General features: G+C 72.2%; 15 protein-coding genes, 2 tRNA genes and 1 pseudogene. 13 read left to right on the top strand and 5 right to left on the bottom strand.

The window, feature by feature from the left end:
* Nucleotides 1–48: 48 nt before the first annotated feature.
* Nucleotides 49–4,611: a PAS domain-containing protein gene (locus ACWCQS_RS15085; RefSeq protein WP_451004834.1), complete on the bottom strand. Its 4,563-nt coding sequence runs from the start codon at nt 4,609–4,611 to the stop codon at nt 49–51.
* 568 nt (nt 4,612–5,179) lie between these two features.
* Nucleotides 5,180–5,710 (bottom strand): SSI family serine proteinase inhibitor, encoded by a 531-nt coding sequence (locus ACWCQS_RS15080; RefSeq protein WP_451004833.1) that lies wholly within the window; start codon nt 5,708–5,710, stop codon nt 5,180–5,182.
* Nucleotides 5,711–5,882: 172 nt separating this feature from the next.
* Here ACWCQS_RS15080 and ACWCQS_RS15075 point away from each other — a divergent pair.
* Nucleotides 5,883–5,973: transfer RNA gene (locus tag ACWCQS_RS15075), tRNA-Ser, on the top strand.
* A gap of 203 nt (nt 5,974–6,176) precedes the next feature.
* Nucleotides 6,177–6,249: transfer RNA gene (locus ACWCQS_RS15070), tRNA-Arg, on the top strand.
* Between the two features lie 362 nt (nt 6,250–6,611).
* Here ACWCQS_RS15070 and ACWCQS_RS15065 read toward each other — a convergent pair.
* The 3 genes from ACWCQS_RS15065 to ACWCQS_RS15055 all read right to left on the bottom strand — a co-directional run bounded on the left by ACWCQS_RS15065 (nt 6,612) and on the right by ACWCQS_RS15055 (nt 8,110).
* A complete protein-coding gene (locus ACWCQS_RS15065; protein ID WP_388622517.1) occupies nt 6,612–6,833 on the bottom strand; it encodes a hypothetical protein in 222 nt (73 codons plus the stop codon).
* A 105-nt stretch (nt 6,834–6,938) separates the two neighbouring features.
* Nucleotides 6,939–7,475 carry a GNAT family N-acetyltransferase gene (locus ACWCQS_RS15060; protein ID WP_451004832.1) on the bottom strand — a complete coding sequence of 179 codons (537 nt, stop codon included), beginning with the start codon at nt 7,473–7,475 and terminating at the stop codon, nt 6,939–6,941.
* A gap of 143 nt (nt 7,476–7,618) precedes the next feature.
* On the bottom strand, nt 7,619–8,110 hold the full coding sequence (locus ACWCQS_RS15055) for a MarR family winged helix-turn-helix transcriptional regulator (protein ID WP_450984749.1): 492 nt from the start codon (nt 8,108–8,110) through the stop codon (nt 7,619–7,621).
* Between the two features lie 90 nt (nt 8,111–8,200).
* On the opposite strand from ACWCQS_RS15055, the gene ACWCQS_RS15050 reads away from it, so the two are divergent.
* The 11 genes and pseudogenes from ACWCQS_RS15050 to ACWCQS_RS15000 all read left to right on the top strand — a co-directional run bounded on the left by ACWCQS_RS15050 (nt 8,201) and on the right by ACWCQS_RS15000 (nt 18,764).
* Complete coding sequence (locus tag ACWCQS_RS15050; RefSeq protein WP_451004831.1) at nt 8,201–8,605, top strand: HGxxPAAW family protein; 405 nt, start codon at nt 8,201–8,203, stop codon at nt 8,603–8,605.
* Between the two features lie 37 nt (nt 8,606–8,642).
* Nucleotides 8,643–9,383, top strand: a complete 741-nt coding sequence (locus ACWCQS_RS15045; protein ID WP_451004830.1) for a BRO-N domain-containing protein — start codon at nt 8,643–8,645, stop codon at nt 9,381–9,383.
* A complete protein-coding gene (locus ACWCQS_RS15040; RefSeq protein ID WP_451004829.1) occupies nt 9,380–9,634 on the top strand; it encodes a hypothetical protein in 255 nt (84 codons plus the stop codon). Before ACWCQS_RS15045 ends, ACWCQS_RS15040 begins: the two co-directional genes overlap by 4 nt.
* Nucleotides 9,635–9,757: 123 nt before the next feature.
* Complete coding sequence (locus ACWCQS_RS15035; RefSeq protein ID WP_451004828.1) at nt 9,758–10,633, top strand: DUF2797 domain-containing protein; 876 nt, start codon at nt 9,758–9,760, stop codon at nt 10,631–10,633.
* A gap of 87 nt (nt 10,634–10,720) precedes the next feature.
* On the top strand, nt 10,721–11,092 hold the full coding sequence (locus tag ACWCQS_RS15030) for an antibiotic biosynthesis monooxygenase family protein (RefSeq protein ID WP_451004827.1): 372 nt from the start codon (nt 10,721–10,723) through the stop codon (nt 11,090–11,092).
* Between the two features lie 100 nt (nt 11,093–11,192).
* On the top strand, nt 11,193–11,933 hold the full coding sequence (locus tag ACWCQS_RS15025) for a response regulator transcription factor (RefSeq protein WP_388622507.1): 741 nt from the start codon (nt 11,193–11,195) through the stop codon (nt 11,931–11,933).
* The gene (locus ACWCQS_RS15020) at nt 11,930–13,594 is read left to right on the top strand and encodes an ATP-binding protein (RefSeq protein ID WP_451004826.1); all 1,665 of its coding nucleotides are present in this window, start codon (nt 11,930–11,932) and stop codon (nt 13,592–13,594) included. The genes ACWCQS_RS15025 and ACWCQS_RS15020 overlap by 4 nt, the downstream gene beginning before the upstream one ends.
* 14 nt (nt 13,595–13,608) lie before the next feature.
* On the top strand, nt 13,609–15,102 hold the full coding sequence (locus tag ACWCQS_RS15015) for a glycosyltransferase (RefSeq protein WP_451004825.1): 1,494 nt from the start codon (nt 13,609–13,611) through the stop codon (nt 15,100–15,102).
* Nucleotides 15,099–17,306, top strand: a complete 2,208-nt coding sequence (locus tag ACWCQS_RS15010) for a glycosyltransferase family 39 protein (protein WP_451004824.1) — start codon at nt 15,099–15,101, stop codon at nt 17,304–17,306. The genes ACWCQS_RS15015 and ACWCQS_RS15010 overlap by 4 nt, the downstream gene beginning before the upstream one ends.
* Nucleotides 17,307–17,395: 89 nt before the next feature.
* Nucleotides 17,396–17,854, top strand: a pseudogene (locus ACWCQS_RS15005) (MFS transporter); the annotation flags it as partial.
* Nucleotides 17,855–17,999: 145 nt separating this feature from the next.
* On the top strand, nt 18,000–18,764 hold the full coding sequence (locus tag ACWCQS_RS15000) for a TetR/AcrR family transcriptional regulator (RefSeq protein ID WP_388622499.1): 765 nt from the start codon (nt 18,000–18,002) through the stop codon (nt 18,762–18,764).
* The last annotated feature ends 62 nt before the right edge of the window (nt 18,765–18,826 follow it).

Below are 18,826 nucleotides of genomic sequence, written 5' to 3'. Positions count from 1 at the left end.
CTGCTGCCCGGCGCGCGTGTCCGGTGTCAGCCGCCGGGCACCTGTGAGCTAGTTGGTGCCGATCCGCGCCAGCAGATCCACGATCCGGCCCTGCACCTCCGTGCTCGTGGACCGCTCGGCAAGGAACAGGACCGTCTCGCCCGAGGCCAGCCGGGGCAGGTCGGCCTGGTCGACGGCGGCGGTGTAGACGACCAGGGGGGTTCGGTTGAGCTGCCCGTTCGCGCGCAGCCAGTCGATGATCCCGGTGACCCCGGCCTGCCGGCGCTGCACCTGCATCAGGTCCATCACCACGAGGTTCGGCCGGAACTGCCCCGCCAGCGTCACCGCGTCGTGGTCGCTCGCGGCCCGCGCCACCTGCATCCCGCGCCGCTCCAGCGTCGCCGTCAGCGCCAGCGCGATCTCCGCGTGCTCCTCGATGAGCAGCACCCGCGGCGGATGCTGCTCGCTGTCCCGCGGCGCCAGCGCCTTCAGCAGTACGGCGGGATCGGCGCCGTACGCCGCCTCGCGTGTCGCCTGCCCGAGCCCGGCCGTGACCAGCACCGGCACCTCGGCCGCGACGGCCGCCTGCCGCAGCGACTGCAGGGCCGTACGCGTGATGGGCCCCGTCAGCGGGTCCACGAACAGCGCGGCCGGGAACGCCGCGATCTGCGCGTCGACCTCCTCACGGGAGTGCACGATCACCGGCCGGTAGCCGCGGTCGCTCAGCGCCTGCTGGGTCGTCGCGTCCGGGGCGGGCCACACCAGCAGCCGGCGCGGGTTGTCCAGCGGCTCCGGCGGCAGCTCGTCGTCGAGCGGCTGCGGCCGCGGGGTGTCCGCGATCTCGATGGCACCCCCGGGGCCGTCCAGCGGCTCGGGGCCCTCGGCGGCGTCGGCGTCCGGCGCGCCTATCGCGTACGACCGTCCGGCGCCCTCGGTGCCCGGGGTCGGCCGGGACTGCCCGGCCAGGGACGGATGCGCGGTCGTCGGCTGTTCGGCCGCCGGATGCGGCCGGCCCGCCTGCTCCGGCTGCTGCTCCGGACGCTTGGCCGGGTCCGGAGGCGTGCCCAGCTTGCGTCGGCGGCCGGAGCCGCCCGGCGCGTGCGGCGGCGGGGTCGCCGTCGGCTGCTGCACCTGAGCGGCCTGCCGGGAGAACGGCACTCCCTGACCGAGCGTGCGGACGCTGATCGCCCGCCCCTGCGTCGAGTTCGGGTCGGCCGCCGGACCCTCGGCGGGCAACGGCTGCGCGACCCGCGGCGCCTGGGCCCCGGCGCGTTCCGCGGGCAGCGGGGTGCCGGGGGCCGGAGTGCCGGTCTGCGGTACGGGCGTGCCCGCACCGGAGGTGTCGTCGGCGCCGGGCCACTGCTGGGGCACACCGGGCGCGGGAACGGCCGCCGGCGCCGGTCCGGCAGCGGCCTGCGCGGGCAGCGGCTGGGCGCCCGGGGTGCCACCGGGCGGCGTCGCGGTCGCCGGCGCGGCGGGCTGCTGGGCCGGGACGGCCTGTCCTGGAGCCCCCGGAACCGGCCGGCCGGCGGTGTCGTGCGCGGGCGCGGCGGGGTGCGATACGGGCGGCTGCGGCACGGCCACCTGCGGAACGGCCGCCGGCTGACCGGGCGCGGAGGCACCGGCCGGGGCGCCGGGTGCCGCAGTAGGAGGCAGCGCGGGACCGGCCTGGGCGGGGATGCCCTGACCGGCCGTACCCTGCGCCGGAATGCCGGGAACGGGCGTGCCCTGACCGGGAGTCGGCGTCCCCGCCGGGTGCGGCCCGGCCTGCCCGGGAGCGACCGGAACCCCCTGAGGGGGAGTCACCTGCCCCGGCACGGCCGGTGCGGCCGGACCCGAAACGCCCTGCGCCGGAGCCGTCTGCGGGGGAACCGGCTGCCCCGGAGCGGCCTGGGCGGGAGCGAGCTGTCCCTGAGCGGGATTCGCCGGCTGGGCCGCGGCCCGGCGGCGCCGGCCGGTCGGCGCGCTGGTCGGATGCGGCTGCGGCGGGGTGTGATCCGCGGTCTGGTCGAGCGGTACGGCGTCGTGCCGGCCGTCGTCACCCGGTACCGCCACGGCGGACGGCGGCAGCTGAGCGGGCACCGGCGCCGGAACGGAGGCCTGAGGAGGAAGCGGAAGGGGACCGGCAACCTGTCCGGCGCCCGGACCGACCGGCACAGCGCCCCCCGGCCCCACGGGCACACCGGCACCCGGAAGGCCACCGGCCGCCGGAACCGTACCGACTCCGTTCGCCGAGTCCGCGGACTCCGGGGTGCGGTCGGCCTCGGCCGGCGGCAGGGCGAAGACCGTACGTGCGCCCGCCTCCTGGGCGGCGGCACGCTCCGCCGCGGCGGCCAGCGCACGCCGGCGCCGCCCGGTCGGCTGCCCTCCGTCGGCCGGGACAGCCTGCGCACCCGGCGTCGGCTCGCTGCCGGCCGCCGGCAGTGCGGGCGCGGGCGACAGGGCGGCCTGCGGGGCGCCGGAGTCCTGGCGGGCGCGCCGGCCCGTCGGCGCGGGCACGCCCTGCGGCGGCACGGCCGGACCCAGCCCCGTACCGGAGGCGGCGGCCCCCGCGGCATGCTCGGCCGCGGTCACCACCGCGCCCTCGCTCACATCGGCGCCGGCACCGGCGCCGCCCTCGGCGGGCCGGCCACGGCGTCGCCCGGTACCCCCGGACGCGCTCTCCACGGCCTCCACCGGTACCGGGCCCGTCTCGTCGGCGGGCGCGCCGGCGCGCCTGCGTCGGCGCCCGGTCGGCACGGGCGCGTCGGCCTCACCGGCCTGGCCGGCAGCGGGAACGTCACTCTCCAGGAAAGCGTCGGTGGAGGACCGCCGGGCCCGCCGCCGTCCGCCGCCGGCGGCCTGCTCGGCGGCACCGGCCTCGACCACGGCGACCTCGCCGGCGCCGGAGACCCGCCCGCCCGCGTCCGGCGCGGCGGGCGGAAGCGCAGCGGCGGCCGACTGCCCCGCGCCCGCGCCCGCGACCGTGCCGGCGCCACCGCCGAGCGGTACCTCCAGCACATACGCGCTGCCGCTCATGCCCGGCACCTCGTGCGTCTGCAGCACGCCGCCGTGGGCCCGCACGATCCCGCGCACGATCGGCTCGTGCACCGCGTCTCCCCCGGCGTACGGCCCGCGCACCTCGATCCGCGCGACCTCACCGCGCTGCGCGGCCGCGACCACGACGGTGTTGTCCAGATAACCGCCCGCGGAGACGGGCGAGTTGCCGGTCGCGTCGACACCGGCGACATCCGCCACCAGATGGGCCAGCGCGGTGGCGAGCCGCTGCGGGTCGACCTCCGCCTCGATGGGCGGCGCGTGCACGGCGAACTGGACCCGCCCCGGGCCGATCAGTTCGACGGCGCCGTCGACACCGGCGGCGACGACGGCGTCCAGCAGCACCTTCGTACGGGTGATGTCCTCGGCGCCCGCGTCCAGCCGCTGGTACCCGAGGACGTTGTCGATGAGCGTCGTGATCCGCGAATATCCGGCCGAAAGGTGATGCAGCACCTGGTTGGCCTCGGGCCACAGCTGCCCGGCGTCGTCGGCGGCCAGTGCCGCCAGCTCGCGCCGCAGCTCCTCCAGCGGTCCGCGCAGCGACTGCCCGAGCAGGGTCAGCAGCTGCTCGTGCCGCCCGGCGAGGGCCTCGTACCGGTCCTTCTCCCGCTCGGCGAGTGCGGCGTACCGCTCCTCGCCGGCCCCGAGCTCCTCGGCGTGCTTCTCCCGCAGCTCCTCGATCTCGGTCACATGCTGCTGACGCAGCGCGGTCAGATCGGAGGCGTGCTCCTCGGAGAGCCGCTCGACCTCCTCCGCGTGCGCCTTCTCCAGCGCGGCCTTCTCCTCGGCGAGGGCTTCGTAGGGCCGCCGATCGGTGAAGGTCATCACGGCACCGACGAGCTGGTCCCCGTCGCGCACGGGCGCGGTGGTCAGATCGACCGAGACCTTCTGGTCCCCCTTGGACCACAGCACCTGCCCGCGCACCCGGTGCTTGCGCCCGGAGCGCAGGGTGTCGGCGAGTGGCGACTCCTCGTACGGGAACGGCGAGCCGTCGGCGCGCGAGTGCAGCACCAGCGTGTGCAGCTCCTTGCCGCCGAGCTCTCCGGCCCGGTATCCCAGTATCTGGGCGGCGGCCGGGTTGACGAGGACGATCCGCCCGTCGGTGTCGGTCCCCACGACACCCTCGGCGGCGGCCCGCAGGATCATCTCGGTCTGCCGCTGCGAGCGTGCCAGCTCCGCCTCGGTGTCGACGGTCCCGGAGAGATCCCGGACGACGAGCATGAGCAGCTCGTCACCCGTGTATCCGTAACCGTCGTACGCCTGCTGCCCGTTCTCCAGATTCGCGCTCGTGACCTCGACGGGGAACTCGGACCCGTCGGTGCGCCGCGCGACCATCCGCGTGGGCTTGGTCCGCCCGTGCGGATCCATGTGATCGGGCCGCCGCATGGACCCGGGAATCAGCCGCGAGTCGAACTCGGGCAGCAGATCGAGCAGCCCACGCCCCACGAGCGCCGTACCGGGTGCCTCGAATGCTTCGAGCGCGATGGTGTTGGCGTTGACGACGGTTCCGTTGGCGTTGACCAGGACCAACGCGTCCGGCAGCGCGTCGAGTATGGCTGCGAGGCGAGCAGCGCCTCGGGATGGCCTGCTGCTCACGAGACGCCTTCCTCCCTGTTACCGCACCTTGCCGACCGCTCGGGCCATCTTGCCAACCGGCCCGCGACGTGTCACGCGAGGGAGTCTAAGGGCACACGTTGCGCTCGCGACGCCGGATGAGAGGGAGGTCCCACGACGAAGTGACACCGAACCGGCCACCACGGGCCGGCCACGCCCTCCGACTCCGCGAGACCTTCGCGGGACTTTTACGGGACCGGTGATTCTGCTGGGGAAGCCGGGAGCCGGTCGGCTGTGCGGGGCGGTGGGCTGGTGGGTCGGCAGGTGGGCGGGGTGGTGGGCCGGCACGGATCCCTGGGGCGGCGGGGTGCCGGGCCGGTGGATTGCTGGGCGTGTGGCGCGCTGGGCCGGCGCGGGCCGAGGGGTCGGCGGGTCGGCAGGCGTACGGGCCCATGGGTCCACGGAAGGGTCGGCGGGCGCACGCATGTATGAGCCCGGGCTGCCGGGCCTACGAGGAGCCGGGCCCCGGGGTGCCGGGCCCCGGGCTGACAGGCCGACGCGCTGCCGGCCCGCATCGCCGCCGGGCCCACGGGGAGCCGGGCCCGCGGGCCTACGCCGCCGAGCCCGGCTTCGGCAGCAGTGGCACCATCCGGTCCCACCGCCCGATCTCGCATCCGTCGCTGCGGTCGTAGGCGGCATCGACGCTGCGTCCGGCCCAGGTGCCCGTCACGTGGGCGGTGGCCGGTCCGCCGTAGAGCATGGTGCAGAGGGTGCCGGGTGCCACCGGGGCGAAGAGGTCCCGCCCCCACCGCGTGTGCTCGTCCAGCACCCGGCAGGCCTCCGCCGCGTCCGGGTGGCTTCCGGCGGCCGGATGACAGAACAGCTCGTACGTCCCGTCCTGCCCGGCCCCGGCATGCCGCACGACGACGGTGAGGTGATCAACGACCCGGTCCTCGGGCCGCACGGGCGGCGGCATGACGGGCGCGGCGACGGCGGGTACCGCGGAGAGGGTGACCAGGGCGGATACGGCGGCGAGGACGGCCGAGCCACCGCCATGCGCACGCCACCGCCTCGGGAAGGCGCGCCCCGTGTCCCGCTGGAGGCCTCTGCGCCTCTGACCCCGCTGAAGAAGAAAAACCATGCCCTGCCCAACGCCCCAGCCCCCCGGATGTTGCGTCCCGCGCCGCGCCGGGCAGAAGCCCTTTGCCCTGCGGCCCGACTGCCTAGTACCGTGGGGGGCGATTGGTGACAGGCCGCTCGGCTGTGTCATCATCTGCACGCACCACTCGCGCGCTCGCGTGAGCGGTTGTGCTGGAGGCGTCGCCTAGTCCGGTCTATGGCGCCGCACTGCTAATGCGGTTTGGGCCTTAAAGCCCATCGAGGGTTCAAATCCCTCCGCCTCCGCACCGATCCCGAAGCCCCGGTCCCCAGGACCGGGGCTTCGGCGTTCACGCCCTCCATCGCCCCTCAGCCCGTCTGCGGGCGTTTTCGCAGGTCACAAGGGGTGTGCCAAACGGATTTCACATGTCGGCGGCAGTCATGTAATGTTCTTCCTGTCGCCGGGACGGGCCGAAAGGACCGAAACGGAGACAAGAACAAAAGAACAAGCACTCGTAGCTTAACGGATAGAGCATCTGACTACGGATCAGAAGGTTGCAGGTTCGAATCCTGCCGAGTGCACATCAGATCAGAGGCCCTGTGGAGTGATCCACAGGGCCTCTGGCTTTTGCGTTGAGGGCGGGCGTGGGCGCGGGCGGGCGTCGACGCGTACTCGACCGCCCGCCGGCCCGCCGCTAGGCAGCCTTGGGCCGCGCCGCACGCGTGCCCGGGGCGGGATCCTGCGCGTCCTCGGACCAGAAGATCTCGTCTTCTCCGAAGTCCGGGGCCTGGAAGGGATTTGTCGTCGGAGGCGGCGATACCGCAGTGGAACGGCTGGGTTGCCCTTCCAGGGCGGAGAACAGCGACGTCGAGTCGATGAGAGGTCTGCCTTTCGTTACAGGCCCCTGATGGGGCCTGGCGTGCCGTGACCGGGCACAGCGGTGCTACAGCTTGGTCATCTTGGCGTACGGGCTCAAGATCCGCATCTGCGCCGAGCCGAAATCCACGAGCACCGCGATTCCGTCCTCGACGCCGACCACCCGGCCGAGGCCGTACACGTCATGTGTGACCTGGTCGCCCAGGGCGAAGTGCTTGGGAGCCCGTGTGACCGGGGCCTTGAAGGGACTGGTAGGCAGATGACGCTTCGGTGCCGCAGGCTTTGTCATAGCTCAGTATGAGCCTACGTGTGTCCCGCTGGCTGTGGCCGTCGGCACAGATCCGGACCGGAACAACCGCGTCACACCACTGACCTGGTGTTTCGAGACCAGTGTTCACCTCAGTTCGCCGCCGGACCGCTCCGCGCGGAGCATGGAGAAGATCACCTGATCGTGCCACTCGCCGCCGCGCCACTGAGCGGAGCGCAGCACGCCCTCCCTGACGAAGCCCGCCTTCTCCAGCGCACGCTGCTCGGCGAGGTTGGCGCAGTCCGTCCAGGCTTGAAGCCGTTCGGCCCTGGTGTGGTCGAAGAGGTACTCGGCCAGCAGTCGCTGGGCCTGGGTGCCTATACCGCGGCCGTGCGCGGCGGGCACCAGGCCGATCGCCAGGGTCCAGCAGGTGGAGGCGGCGGGCCGCCCCCAGGCGCCGGCGAACCACTCGACGCGACCCACCGTCCGGCCCGCCTCCGCGACGGAGAGCATGCCGCCGTCGGGGCCGAGCAGGCCGGTCTCGGCGAACTGCCGGCGCAGGCCGGCCGTTGAACCGTAGCCGAACCACTGGTACCGGCCGGTCCCCTCCGGCCCGTTGAACTCGCGCTCGAACAGGTCGAGATCGTCGGCGGTCACCGGGCGCAGAGTGATCTCATCGGACATGGAACGACTCCTGATCCTCCCGACCACCGGGTTCGACCTCGTGTGGCCGACGTGGGCAACGGCGTCCGACTCTGCCGGTGCGGAAGCGCACAGCGCAACGACCCGTTGCACCGGCCCCGGAGTGACCGCCGGGCCGGCCGGGGTCAGCACTCCTCGTCGGGGTCGTTCCGGTGCAGCTTCTCCAGGTACTCGTGCGCCAGGGCCGTGGCCCGGGTGAACCAGTCCGTGATGACCGCCAGTTCCTCGGCGGAGTAGTCGGAGAACAGGGCGGTCAGGCGTTTGTAGTGGCCCGCGTACACCGCCTCCACGCGGGTGACGGCATCCGGTACGGCGGCCACGCGGACCCGGCGGCGGTCGGTGGGGTCGGGGCGGCGGGTGACATAGCCGGCGCGTTCGAGGCGGTTGAGGATGCCGGTCACCGCGCCGGTGGTCACGTGGGCGCGGGCGGCCAGGTCGCCGGCCGTCAGCAGGTCGTCGCCCGCCTCCAGGACAAAGGCGAAACAGGTCAGGTCCGTGACGTTCAGGCCCAGCCGCCGGGCCAGCTCCTGCTGTCCGATCAGGTGGGCGGCGATGAGGTGGTCCATCGCCGACAGCGCCTGGGCCGGAGTGGCGGGTGGTCGCGGCGTGCCGTGCATCTTTCGAAATCCCTTAGCTCGTGAGATATTCGGTCGAGGAGACTTCTTAGTTCGTGAGGGAATTTGGGAGCTCGTTCCCGGAGGTGCGGTATGAGTCTGTACGACGAGGGTCACACGGTCGCCGGCTGGACCGGCTTCGGCATCGCGACGGTCGGAGGCGGTGTGGTGGGGCTGGGGGTGTGTACGGCCTCGCTGCCGCTGGTCGCGGGCGGGCTCGCCGTCGTGGCCGTGAGCGTGCTCGTGACATGGGTCCTGCATCTGACCGGCTGGGGCAAGCCGCCGGGGGTGCGGCCGCGGGGACAGTGGGGGATGCGGGTCCGGGATGCGCAGGCCCGGGAGGGGCATCCCGGGTGCGTCGGCTGCCGGCTGCCGGCTGGCGGGGCGGGGACAAGGGGCTGTGGTGGTGGCTGCGGGGGCGGGGCGGCCGACGGGTGCGGAATCGATCCCTCTGTCACCTATCGAGTGAATGTTCCTTCGGCGGGCGGGAGTTGGTGATCGGCGTCTCTAGTTTCCGGGGAGGAGGTGATGCTCGATGTACGAGCAGAACGACACTCCGTCGGAGCAGCCGGCGGGGCGGAAGCAGGACGCGATCGACGTCAACGACTTTGTCTTCGCTGCCACGGGGGCGCGGGTGCGGAGGCTGACCACGCCGGAGGGGGAGCACTGGTTTCCGGCGGTGGACGTCGCCGTTCATCTTGGGTACGCGAACACGCGGCAAGCCTTGCTGTGGCATGTTGCAGCACCTTGCACACAGTCCCTCGAGGATCTTGCACGAAGCGTCTATGGAGACGACGCTTTACGCAAAATTGCAGGTCACAGGCTCAAGAAGTCCATGCGTATGGTGAATCTCCGCGGCTTGATCGCTCTCGTCAACGGCTGTACCAAGCCAGAGTGCGCCCCCTTCAAGGAATGGGCTTGCGAGGTCATCGCCACCATCCAGCGCGACGGCACCTACACCCTCGACCCCGCCCCCGTACAACCCGCTCCGCACGGTGGAACCGCCTACCTCATGCCGGAGCAGGTCGCCGACGCGATCATCCGGCTGGAGGAGCGGAACATCCGGGCGGACGAGGCTCTGGCCGTCGCGCAGGTCGAGCGGATCGAGGAGATGCGTCGTACCAACGACCACCTCGGCCGTACCAACGACCATCTTGCCGTCCTCAGTGACCGCGTCGGCGGGGTGCATCACGTGCTCGGTCGTATCGCCGACACCCTCGACCTCATCGCCGACCGTATGCGGCCCCTGCCCCGGCACCGCCCCGGCCCACCATGACCCCCCAGCAGCTCCTCGCCACCTGGCGGGCGAAGAACCTGGTCGTCACCGAGGACGTGCACGCCGTCGCCGCCTACCTCGCTCCGGCGCTGGTTCGTGGGCCGGTGCACTGCCGGCTGGAGGAGGTCGCGGAGCGTACGGGGCTCACGCTCGACCGGGTTCATGACTGTGTGCGCATGCTGATCAAGCGGGGGTGCGTGCGGCAGGCGGGGGTCGCGGCGGAAGGGGTGCCGGTGTACGTCCTGCCGTAACCGCCCAAGCCGACAGAAGGCCCGAAGTCGCAAAACAAGGTTGCGGCTTCGGGCCTTGGCGCAGCCTACGCCAGTCCGCCGCCCGGAACCCGTTGTCAGACCCACCTCCTACCCTCAAGAGTGATGGCACAGGTATGGAAATGCTCGGGGCTCCGCTGGTCGCCGACTGGACCGGCGCTGGTGTGGGACAGCGGGCGGCGCAGTGCGCTGCCGTGGGGCAAGCGGGTCGGCTTCGCCGTGCCGGAGGGGAGCGCGCGGCACTGTGTGGGGGCGCGCGGGCATGCCTGCCCCACCCGTGCTGCCGTGCCGGGGCGGAGCACGGGCGCCCGGTGCGAGGAGTGTGCGCGGCTGGACCGGGCGCACTCCGTGGCCGCCGACACGATCGCCGACGACCCGCGGCCGTACCGGGTGTATCTGGCGTGGTTCGGCCCCGGGATGGTGAAAGTCGGGATCACCGCGGTCGAGCGGGGCTCCGCCCGGCTGCTGGAGCAGGGCGCTGTCAGTTTCAGCTGGCTGGGCACCGGCCCGCTGATGGCCGCCCGGCGTACCGAGGAGCTGCTGCGGGCCGCGCTCCAGGTGCCGGACCGGATCCCGTACGCCGAGAAGCGCGCGGTGCGGTCGGCGTTGCCGGGGACCGAGCGGGAGCGGGCGGCTGAGGTGCGGGAGCTGCATGCGCGGGCCGTGGCGCTCAGCGGATGGCCCGAGTCCCTGCGGCCCGCGCCCTGTGAAGTCACCGACCATGTGGCGGTGTTCGGGCTTGCCGGTGCTCCGTCCGCGCTCGGGGAGGTGGTGCAACTCGTCCCGGGGGGCCGGGTCGGCGGCGAGCTGGTCGCGGCCGCCGGGCCCGATCTTCATCTGGCGGTCGGCGAGCGTGGGGTTGTCGTGCTCGACACCCGGCTCATGACCGGCTGGGAGCTGGTGGCGCCGACCGCTACCGGGACTGCCGGACTCACCTTTCCGTTCCGGGAGTTCGCCCAACCGCAGGAGGGGCTGTTCTGAGGCGAAGGCAAAGACTCGGATCCCCTACGGATCCCTTTCGGCAAGGGCCGTGGACGCCGAACGGGCCCACGTCCGACCGTGGTTGTCATGAGCGATCACACGGATGCCGCTGTACAGCCCACCTCCTCCCTCCCCGAACCCCCTTACTACGCCGCGATCTTCACCTCCCTCCGTACCGACGACGAAGCCGACGACGACCCCCACGGCTACGACCGCACCGCCGAACACCTCTCCCGTCTCGTCCGTGAAGTCCCCGGCTTCCTCGGTGAGGACTCCGCCCGTACCCCCGGCGGACTCGCCGTCTCCGTCGCCTACTTCCGGGATCTCGAAGGGATCGAGCGCTGGCGGCGGCACCCCGAGCACCTCGCGGCCAAGCACCGCGGCCGGGAGCGTTGGTACGAGCGGTACGTGATCCACATCGCTAGGGTCGAGCACGCGCGCGTCTTCGCGCGGGAGTGAGCGCTTCCCAGGCGCCGCCTGAGAGGTGCCTATGTGTTTCTCAGGGAAATCACAGACTGGGGAAAGCCTCCTCTCAGAGGTCCCGGACAAGGTGTCCACCATGACCACGACCTCGCCCCAGGGGCGCACCGAACTGCTCAGGCCGGACGGGAGCCCCGTCCGAGTGCTTGTGGTGGACGACGAACTGTCGATCACCGAACTGCTGAGCATGGCTCTTCGTTACGAGGGCTGGCAGATCAGGAGTGCGGGGGACGGGCAGGGAGCCGTCCAGACCGCCCGTGAGTTCCGCCCCGACGCCGTCGTACTGGACATGATGCTGCCCGACATGGACGGGCTGACCGTCCTCGGGCGGCTGCGGCGCGAACTGCCGGACGTGCCCGTCCTCTTCCTGACCGCCAAGGACGCGGTGGAGGACCGTATCGCCGGGCTCACGGCCGGCGGTGACGACTACGTCACCAAGCCGTTCAGCCTGGAGGAGGTCGTGGCCCGGCTGCGGGGGCTCATCCGCCGGTCCGGGGCCGCCGACCGGCGCTCCGACTCCGTGCTCGTGGTCGGAGACCTGACGCTCGACGAGGACAGCCACGAGGTGTCGCGGGGCGGGGACTCCATCCACCTGACCGCCACCGAGTTCGAGCTGCTGCGCTTCCTCATGCGCAACCCACGGCGCGTGCTCAGCAAGGCACAGATCCTGGACCGGGTGTGGTCGTACGACTTCGGCGGGCAGGCGAACGTCGTCGAGCTGTACATCTCCTATCTGCGACGGAAGATCGACGCGGGGCGGGAGCCGATGATCCACACCCGGCGTGGGGCCGGTTACCTGATCAAGCCCGCCGCCTCATGAACAGGCGGCGACGGCCGGGTCCGCAGCAACGGCAGCAGCGGCAGAAGCGACGGGCCGGACAGCCGCGCACCCTGCGGACCCGGCTCGTCGTCGCGTCGGTGGTGCTGATCGCCGTGGTGTGTGCGGTGATCGGCACGGTCACCACGGTGGCGCTGCGCTCGCACCTGTACAGGCAGCTCGACGAGAAGGTCGGCGAAATCGCCATGCGCGCGACGGGCGGCCGTCTGCACCCCGGCGTCACCGTGCCCGGCCTCCCCACCGACCCGGACGCCGGGGACAAGGCCACCGCCACGCCGAGCGAGAAGATCGCGCGCATCCTCACCAACGGCCCGACCCAGCCCAGCACCGTCGCGGCCTATCTGCAGAACGGCCGGATCGCCAGCGCGGCCAAGGCGGTGCAGCTGAACGACAGCAACGGCGGCTTCCGGAAGATGGGCACCGTCAGCCTCACGGCCGCGCAGCAGCGGGCGCTCGCGGGCGTGCCGAAGGACGGGCACGCGCACACGGTCGACCTCCCGGACCTGGGGAGCTACCGCGTCCAGTACGCGGTGAGCCCCGACGGCAGCGCCACCTACTACGTCGCCCTGCCCACCAAGGACGTCGACGACAACATCGACACCCTCATCGTCGTCGAGGTCTGCGTCACCGCCGCCGGACTGCTCGCCGCCTCGCTCGCCGGATTCGTCATCGTCGGCGTGGCCACCCGCCCCCTGCGCAAGGTGGCCGCCACCGCCACCCGGGTCTCCGAACTCCCGCTGCACACCGGCGAGGTGAACCTCAGCGAGCGGGTCCCGGAGTCCGAGTGCGACCCGCACACCGAGGTCGGCCAGGTCGGTGCCGCGCTCAACCGGATGCTCGACCATGTGCACGGCGCCCTGCACGCCCGGCAGCAGAGCGAGATGCGGGTACGGCAGTTCGTCGCCGACGCCAGCCATGAACTCCGCACCCCCCTCGCCTCCATCCGGGGGTACGCGGAACTCACCAGGCGCGGGCGGGAGCAGGTCGGGCCCGACACCCGGCACGCGCTGGGGCGGATCGAGTCGGAGGCGGGCCGGATGACCCTCCTCGTCGAGGACCTTCTCCTCCTCGCCCGCCTCGATGCCGGACGGCCCCTGCAGTTCGAGCAGACCGATCTCATCCCTCTGGTCGTGGACACCGTCAGCGACTCCCGGGCGGCCGGCCTGGACCACAACTGGCGGCTCGATCTGCCCGACGAACCCGCGCTGGTGTCGGCGGACGCGGCACGGATCCAGCAGGTGCTCGTCAACCTGCTCGGCAACGCGCGCAAGCACACCCCGCCCGGTACGACCGTCACCGCGCGCGTGCTGCGACGCGGGCCGTGGATGTGCGTGGACGTCGAGGACAACGGGCAGGGCATTCCGCCGGAGCTGCTCCCGCACGTCTTCGAGCGGTTCGCCCGAGGGGACTCCGCCCGCTCCCGCGCCACCGGATCCACGGGCCTGGGGCTCGCCATCGTGCAGGCGGTCGCGGCCGCGCACGGCGGTGCCGTCACCGTGGACAGCGTTCCGGGCCGGACGGTGTTCACCGTGCATCTGCCCGCGCTCGCCCCTGCCGTTCCGCGGCCCGCGCCCGAAACCAACTGGCAGTCGCACTCACAGCCACAGCACAGTGCCACCACATGGGTGCAACAGGGCGCTTGAGTTGAGTCGGTCCCATGCGAACCGACTCTTCTCCCGGCACCCTGCCGGCGCGGGAGCACCTCCCGGCCGGAGACGCCGGTACGCCTGTCCTGGACGTAGTGATCCCCGTCTACAACGAGGAGAAGGACCTCCAGCCGTGCGTCCGCAGACTGCACGAGCACCTCTCGCGCACCTTCCCGTACGCCTTCCGCATCACGATCGCGGACAACGCGTCCACGGACACCACCCCGCTGGTGGCGGCGCGGCTGGCGGCGGAGATCCCCGAGGTCGCCAACTTCCGCCTGGAGCAGAAGGGCCGGGGACGGGCCCTGCGGACCGTGTGGTCCGCCTCCGAGGCGCCGATCCTCGCCTACATGGACGTCGACCTGTCCACCGACCTCAACGCCCTGCTGCCATTGGTGGCACCGCTGATCTCCGGCCACTCGGACCTCGCGATCGGCTCCCGGCTGGCCCGCGCCTCCCGGGTCGTACGCGGCCCCAAGCGGGAGTTCATCAGCCGGGCCTACAACCTCATCCTGCGCGGCTCGCTCCAGGCCCGCTTCTCCGACGCCCAGTGCGGATTCAAGGCGATCCGGCGGGATGTGGCCCAGGTGCTGCTGCCGCTGGTGGAGGACACCGGCTGGTTCTTCGACACCGAGATGCTGGTGCTCGCCGAGCGGGCGGGCCTCAGGATCCACGAGGTGCCGGTCGACTGGGTCGACGACCCGGACTCCACCGTGCACATCGTGAAGACCGCGACCGACGACCTCAAGGGCGTCTGGCGGGTCGGCAAGGCGCTGGCCACCGGTTCACTCCCGCTGGACCGGCTCACCCGGCCCTTCGGTGACGACCCGCGCGACCGCGACCTGATCAACGTGCCCAAGGGGCTGGCCCGTCAGCTCGTGGGATTCTGTGTCGTCGGCGGCCTGTCCACCCTCTTCTACCTCCTCCTCTACAGCGTCTTCCGGCAGTTCTCCGGCTCCCAGATCGCCAACGCGCTCGCCCTGCTGGTCTCCGCGGTCGCCAACACGGCCGCCAACCGCCGGCTCACCTTCGGGGTGCGCGGCCGGGGCGGCGCTGTCCGGCACCAGGCGCAGGGCCTGGTCGTCTTCGGTATCGGACTCGCCCTGACCAGTGGCTCCCTGGCCGCCCTGAACGCGGCCGGCGACCACCCTGCGTACTCCACCGAACTGGCGGTGCTCATCGCCGCCAACCTCGCGGCGACCGTCCTGCGGTTCCTGCTCTTCCGCGCGTGGGTGTTCCCGGACCGCGGCGAGTCCGGCACCGGCTCGACGGTGGTCGCCTCCCACCCCCTCTCCTCGCCGACCTACAGCACGAGCACAACCCCGCCGCACGGCACGACCGCTCCGTACGCACCGCTGCCCCAGCGCCCGGTGCCGTACCAGCAGCCGTATCCGACGGCCACCCAGGTCCGCGCCGGCGAAGCCGCGGACGGCAGCTGGAGGGACGCCACCATGCGACTGCAGCCGATGCGCCCTCACGACACCGATCCGGGGGATCCCCGATGACCACCCAGTACGACCAGCAGAGCGGTACGACCGTGTGGGGCCCGCCCACAGGCGCTCCCCCGCACCCCCCGTCGCAGCCGCACCCGCACCGGGCGGCCGGTGCGCCTGAGCAGCCGTTCCTCCGCAGACTGTGGCGCGGCCGCCCCGAGGACCCCCGCTGGGCGCGCCCGGCCTTTCTCGGCCTGCTCGCCGCGACCCTCCTGCTCTACCTGTACAACCTCAGCGCCTCCGGCTACGCCAACTCCTTCTACTCGGCGGCCGTGCAGGCGGGCAGCAAGTCCTGGAAGGCGTTCTTCTTCGGCTCGCTGGACGCGGGCAACGCCATCACCGTCGACAAGCCGTCGGCCTTCCTGTGGCCGATGGAGCTGTCGGTGCGGATCTTCGGCCTGAACTCGTGGGCGATCCTCACGCCCGAGGTGTTGATGGGCGTGGGCACGGTGGCGGTCGTGTACGCGGCCGTACGGCGCCGGTTCAGCCCCGTGGCCGGTCTGATCGCGGGCGCAGTGCTCGCGCTCACCCCGGTGGCGGCGCTGATGTTCCGGTTCAACAACCCGGACGCGATGCTGGCCCTGCTGATGGCGCTGGCCTGCTACTTCGTCGTACGGGCGGTGGAGGACGGCCGGACGAAGTGGCTGGTGTGGGCCGGGGCCGCGATCGGCTTCGCCTTCCTCGCCAAGACCCTGCAGGCCTTCCTGATCCTGCCGCCGCTCGCGATCGTCTACGCCGTCTGCGGTCCGGTGAGGCTGCGCAGGCGCCTGGTCCAACTGGGCCTGGCCACCGTCGCGCTCGTGGTCGCCGGCGGCTGGTGGGTCGCGATCGTCGAGCTGTGGCCGGCCTCCTCCCGTCCCTACATCGGCGGTTCGCAGAACAACAGCTTCCTGGAGCTGACCTTCGGCTACAACGGCCTCGGCCGGATCAACGGCGACGAGACCGGCAGTGTCGGCGGCGGTGGCGGCGGGACCGGCTCCGGCCGCTGGGGCGCCACGGGCTGGGACCGGATGTTCAACTCCGAGATCGGCAGCCAGATCTCCTGGCTGCTCCCGGCCGCACTGATCCTGCTGGTCGCGGGTCTCGTGGCCACCCGGAAGCTGAAGCGGACGTCGGTGACGCGGGCGTCGTTCCTGGTGTGGGGCGGCTCGCTGCTGATCACCATGGTGGTCTTCAGCTACATGGCGGGCATCTTCCACCAGTACTACACGGTGGCGCTCGCGCCCTACCTCGCGGCCGTCGTCGGCATGGGCGCCGGGCTGCTGTGGGAGCGGCGCAGGGAGACCTGGGCGTCGATCAGCCTCGCCGCCGCGCTCGTGGCCGCGTCCGCGTGGGGGTACGTCCTGCTCAACCGCACCTCCAGCTATCTGCCCTGGCTGAAGTGGCTGGTGCTGATTGGCGGTCTGGCGGCCGCGCTGGCCCTGATCTTCGCCGGCCGGATCTCCCGGCATCTGGCCCTCGCGGCGGCGGCGGTGGGCCTGGTGGCCGCGCTCGCCGGTCCGACGGCGTACACCCTCAGCACGGTGGACTCCGCGCACACCGGCTCCATCCCGACGGCCGGTCCGGCGGGCGCGAGCACAATGGGCTTCGGCGGCGGCCGGGGGCCCGGCGGGGGCATCGGCGGCGGTATGCGCGGCGGCTTCGGCGGCGCGATGCCGGGGCAGCAGGGCCAGCAGAACGGCAACGGCTTTCCCGGGGGCGGCGGCTTCGGCGGCGGCATGCCGGGCCAGAACCAGCAGCAGGGCAACGGCACCACGCAGGGCCAGGGCCGGAACGGCAACGGCTTCCCCGGCGCCGGCCGGATGGGCGAAGGCGGCATGGGCGGCGGCGGTGGCGCCGGCGGCCTGCTGAACGGTGCGAACGTCTCCTCCGCCGCCAAGCAGCTGCTGGAGAAGGACGCCGCCAAGTACACCTGGGTCGCCGCGTCCATCGGTTCCCAGAACGCGGCCGGCTACCAGCTCGCCACCGGTGACCCGGTGATGGCGATCGGCGGCTTCAACGGCACCGACCCGTCCCCGACACTCGCGCAGTTCAAGAAGTACGTCGAGGAAGGGAAGATCCACTACTTCATCGCCGGCGGAGGCATGGGCGGTGGCATGGGCGGCAGCAGCAGCGGTACGTCGTCCCGGATCACCTCGTGGGTCGAGAGCAACTTCAAGAAGGTCACGGTCGGTTCGGCCACGTTCTACGACCTGACACAGAAGACGAGCGGCTGACCGGCGGAATCCGGCTGACGGAAAAACGTGTCGTACACCGTATAGTGACCGCTATACGGTGTACGACATGTCTGCTTCCCAAGGTCACCCTGGGGTTGACCGTCGTGCTGTTCAACTTCACGGGGCTGGCGGCGAAGTGGTCCGGGCGGCTGGGTACGCCGGTGTCCATCGCGCTGGGAATGGTGCTGATGTCCGCCGGACTGGTGGCCATCGCGGTTGCCTCCGGCGGCTACGCCGGGTTGCTGCTCGGGCTGGTGCTGATCGGGGCGGGGTGCGCCGTCGCCAACCCGGCGATGGCGCACGCCATCATGAGCGCGATTCCTCCGGAGAAGGCGGGGGTCGGGGCCGGGATCAACGGCACCCTTGCCGAATTCGGGAACGGTCTTGGTGTTGCCGTTCTCGGGGCTGTGCTCAGCTCTTCCGTGGCATCCGGGGAGTCGTTGTCGGCCGGGCTCGGGGCTGGTCAGTTGGTGGGGGCGGCTGCCGTGCTGCTGGGTGGGTTCGTGGCAGCGGGGCTGCTTCGGCGGGCGGAGAGGGTGGTCGCCTGAGGGCTCGGGGGTGTGGGTATGTGTGCGGCTGCGGGTCATATGTGGTTGTTCGCGCCCACGCGGCGGTAGCCGCATATGGGCGCTGCCCCGCGCCCCTTACGACGTCTAAGTTGGACCGGTGGCTGGATTTGAGAAAGGTGCGCCCGTGGCGAAGGACGCAGGTCGGTCGGCGCGGAGCAGTGTCTGGCTGGAGGAGAAGGCCCGCCGGAGCGGTCGTAGCGGTGGCGGGCAGCCCTCCGGGCTCGACCGTGAGCGGATCACGACGGTGTCCGTTCGGCTGCTGGACGCCGAGGGGCTGGCGAAGTTCTCCATGCGGCGGCTGGCCGCGGAGCTGAACGTCACCGCGATGTCCCTGTACTGGTACGTCGACACCAAGGACGACCTGCTCGAACTCGCCCTGGACGCGGCCTTCGGCGAGCTGCGGCTGCCGGATCCGGACGCCGAGGGCGAGGACTGGCGCGAGCAGTTGCGCGGGCTGGCCACCGAGTACCGGGCGCTGCTGGTGCGCCACCCGTGGCTGTCGCCGCTGGCGGGGCGCTACCTCAACATCGGCCCGAACTCGCTGGCGTTCTCCCGCGCGGTCCAGCGGGTCGTCCGCCGGGCGGGGCTGCCCGCGCACGGGGTGACGGGGGCGATCTCGGCGGTCTTCCAGTTCGTGTACGGCTTCGGCACGATCGAGGGTCATTTCTTCGCCCGGATCGCGGACACCGGGCTGAGCGCCGACGAGTACTACGAGCAGGCCATGGCCCTGGTGACCGAGGCCCCGGGGACCGCCGAGGTCGTCGAGGAGTCGAAGGACCTCATGGCGGCCCGCGGCGGGGACACGGTCGACGAGATGCTGGACCGCGACTTCACCTTCGCCCTGGACCTGCTGATCGCCGGCATCGAGGCGATGGTCGGCCGAGGCTGACTACTCCCCACCACCCACCAGCCGCGCCGGAAACCCGCCGGTCGCCACCGGTCCCCACCGCT

Source organism: Streptomyces sp. NPDC002076, from assembly GCF_053593835.1.
Note: the sequence above shows the minus strand (reverse complement) of the source record. Positions and strands in the feature narration are given on the sequence as shown.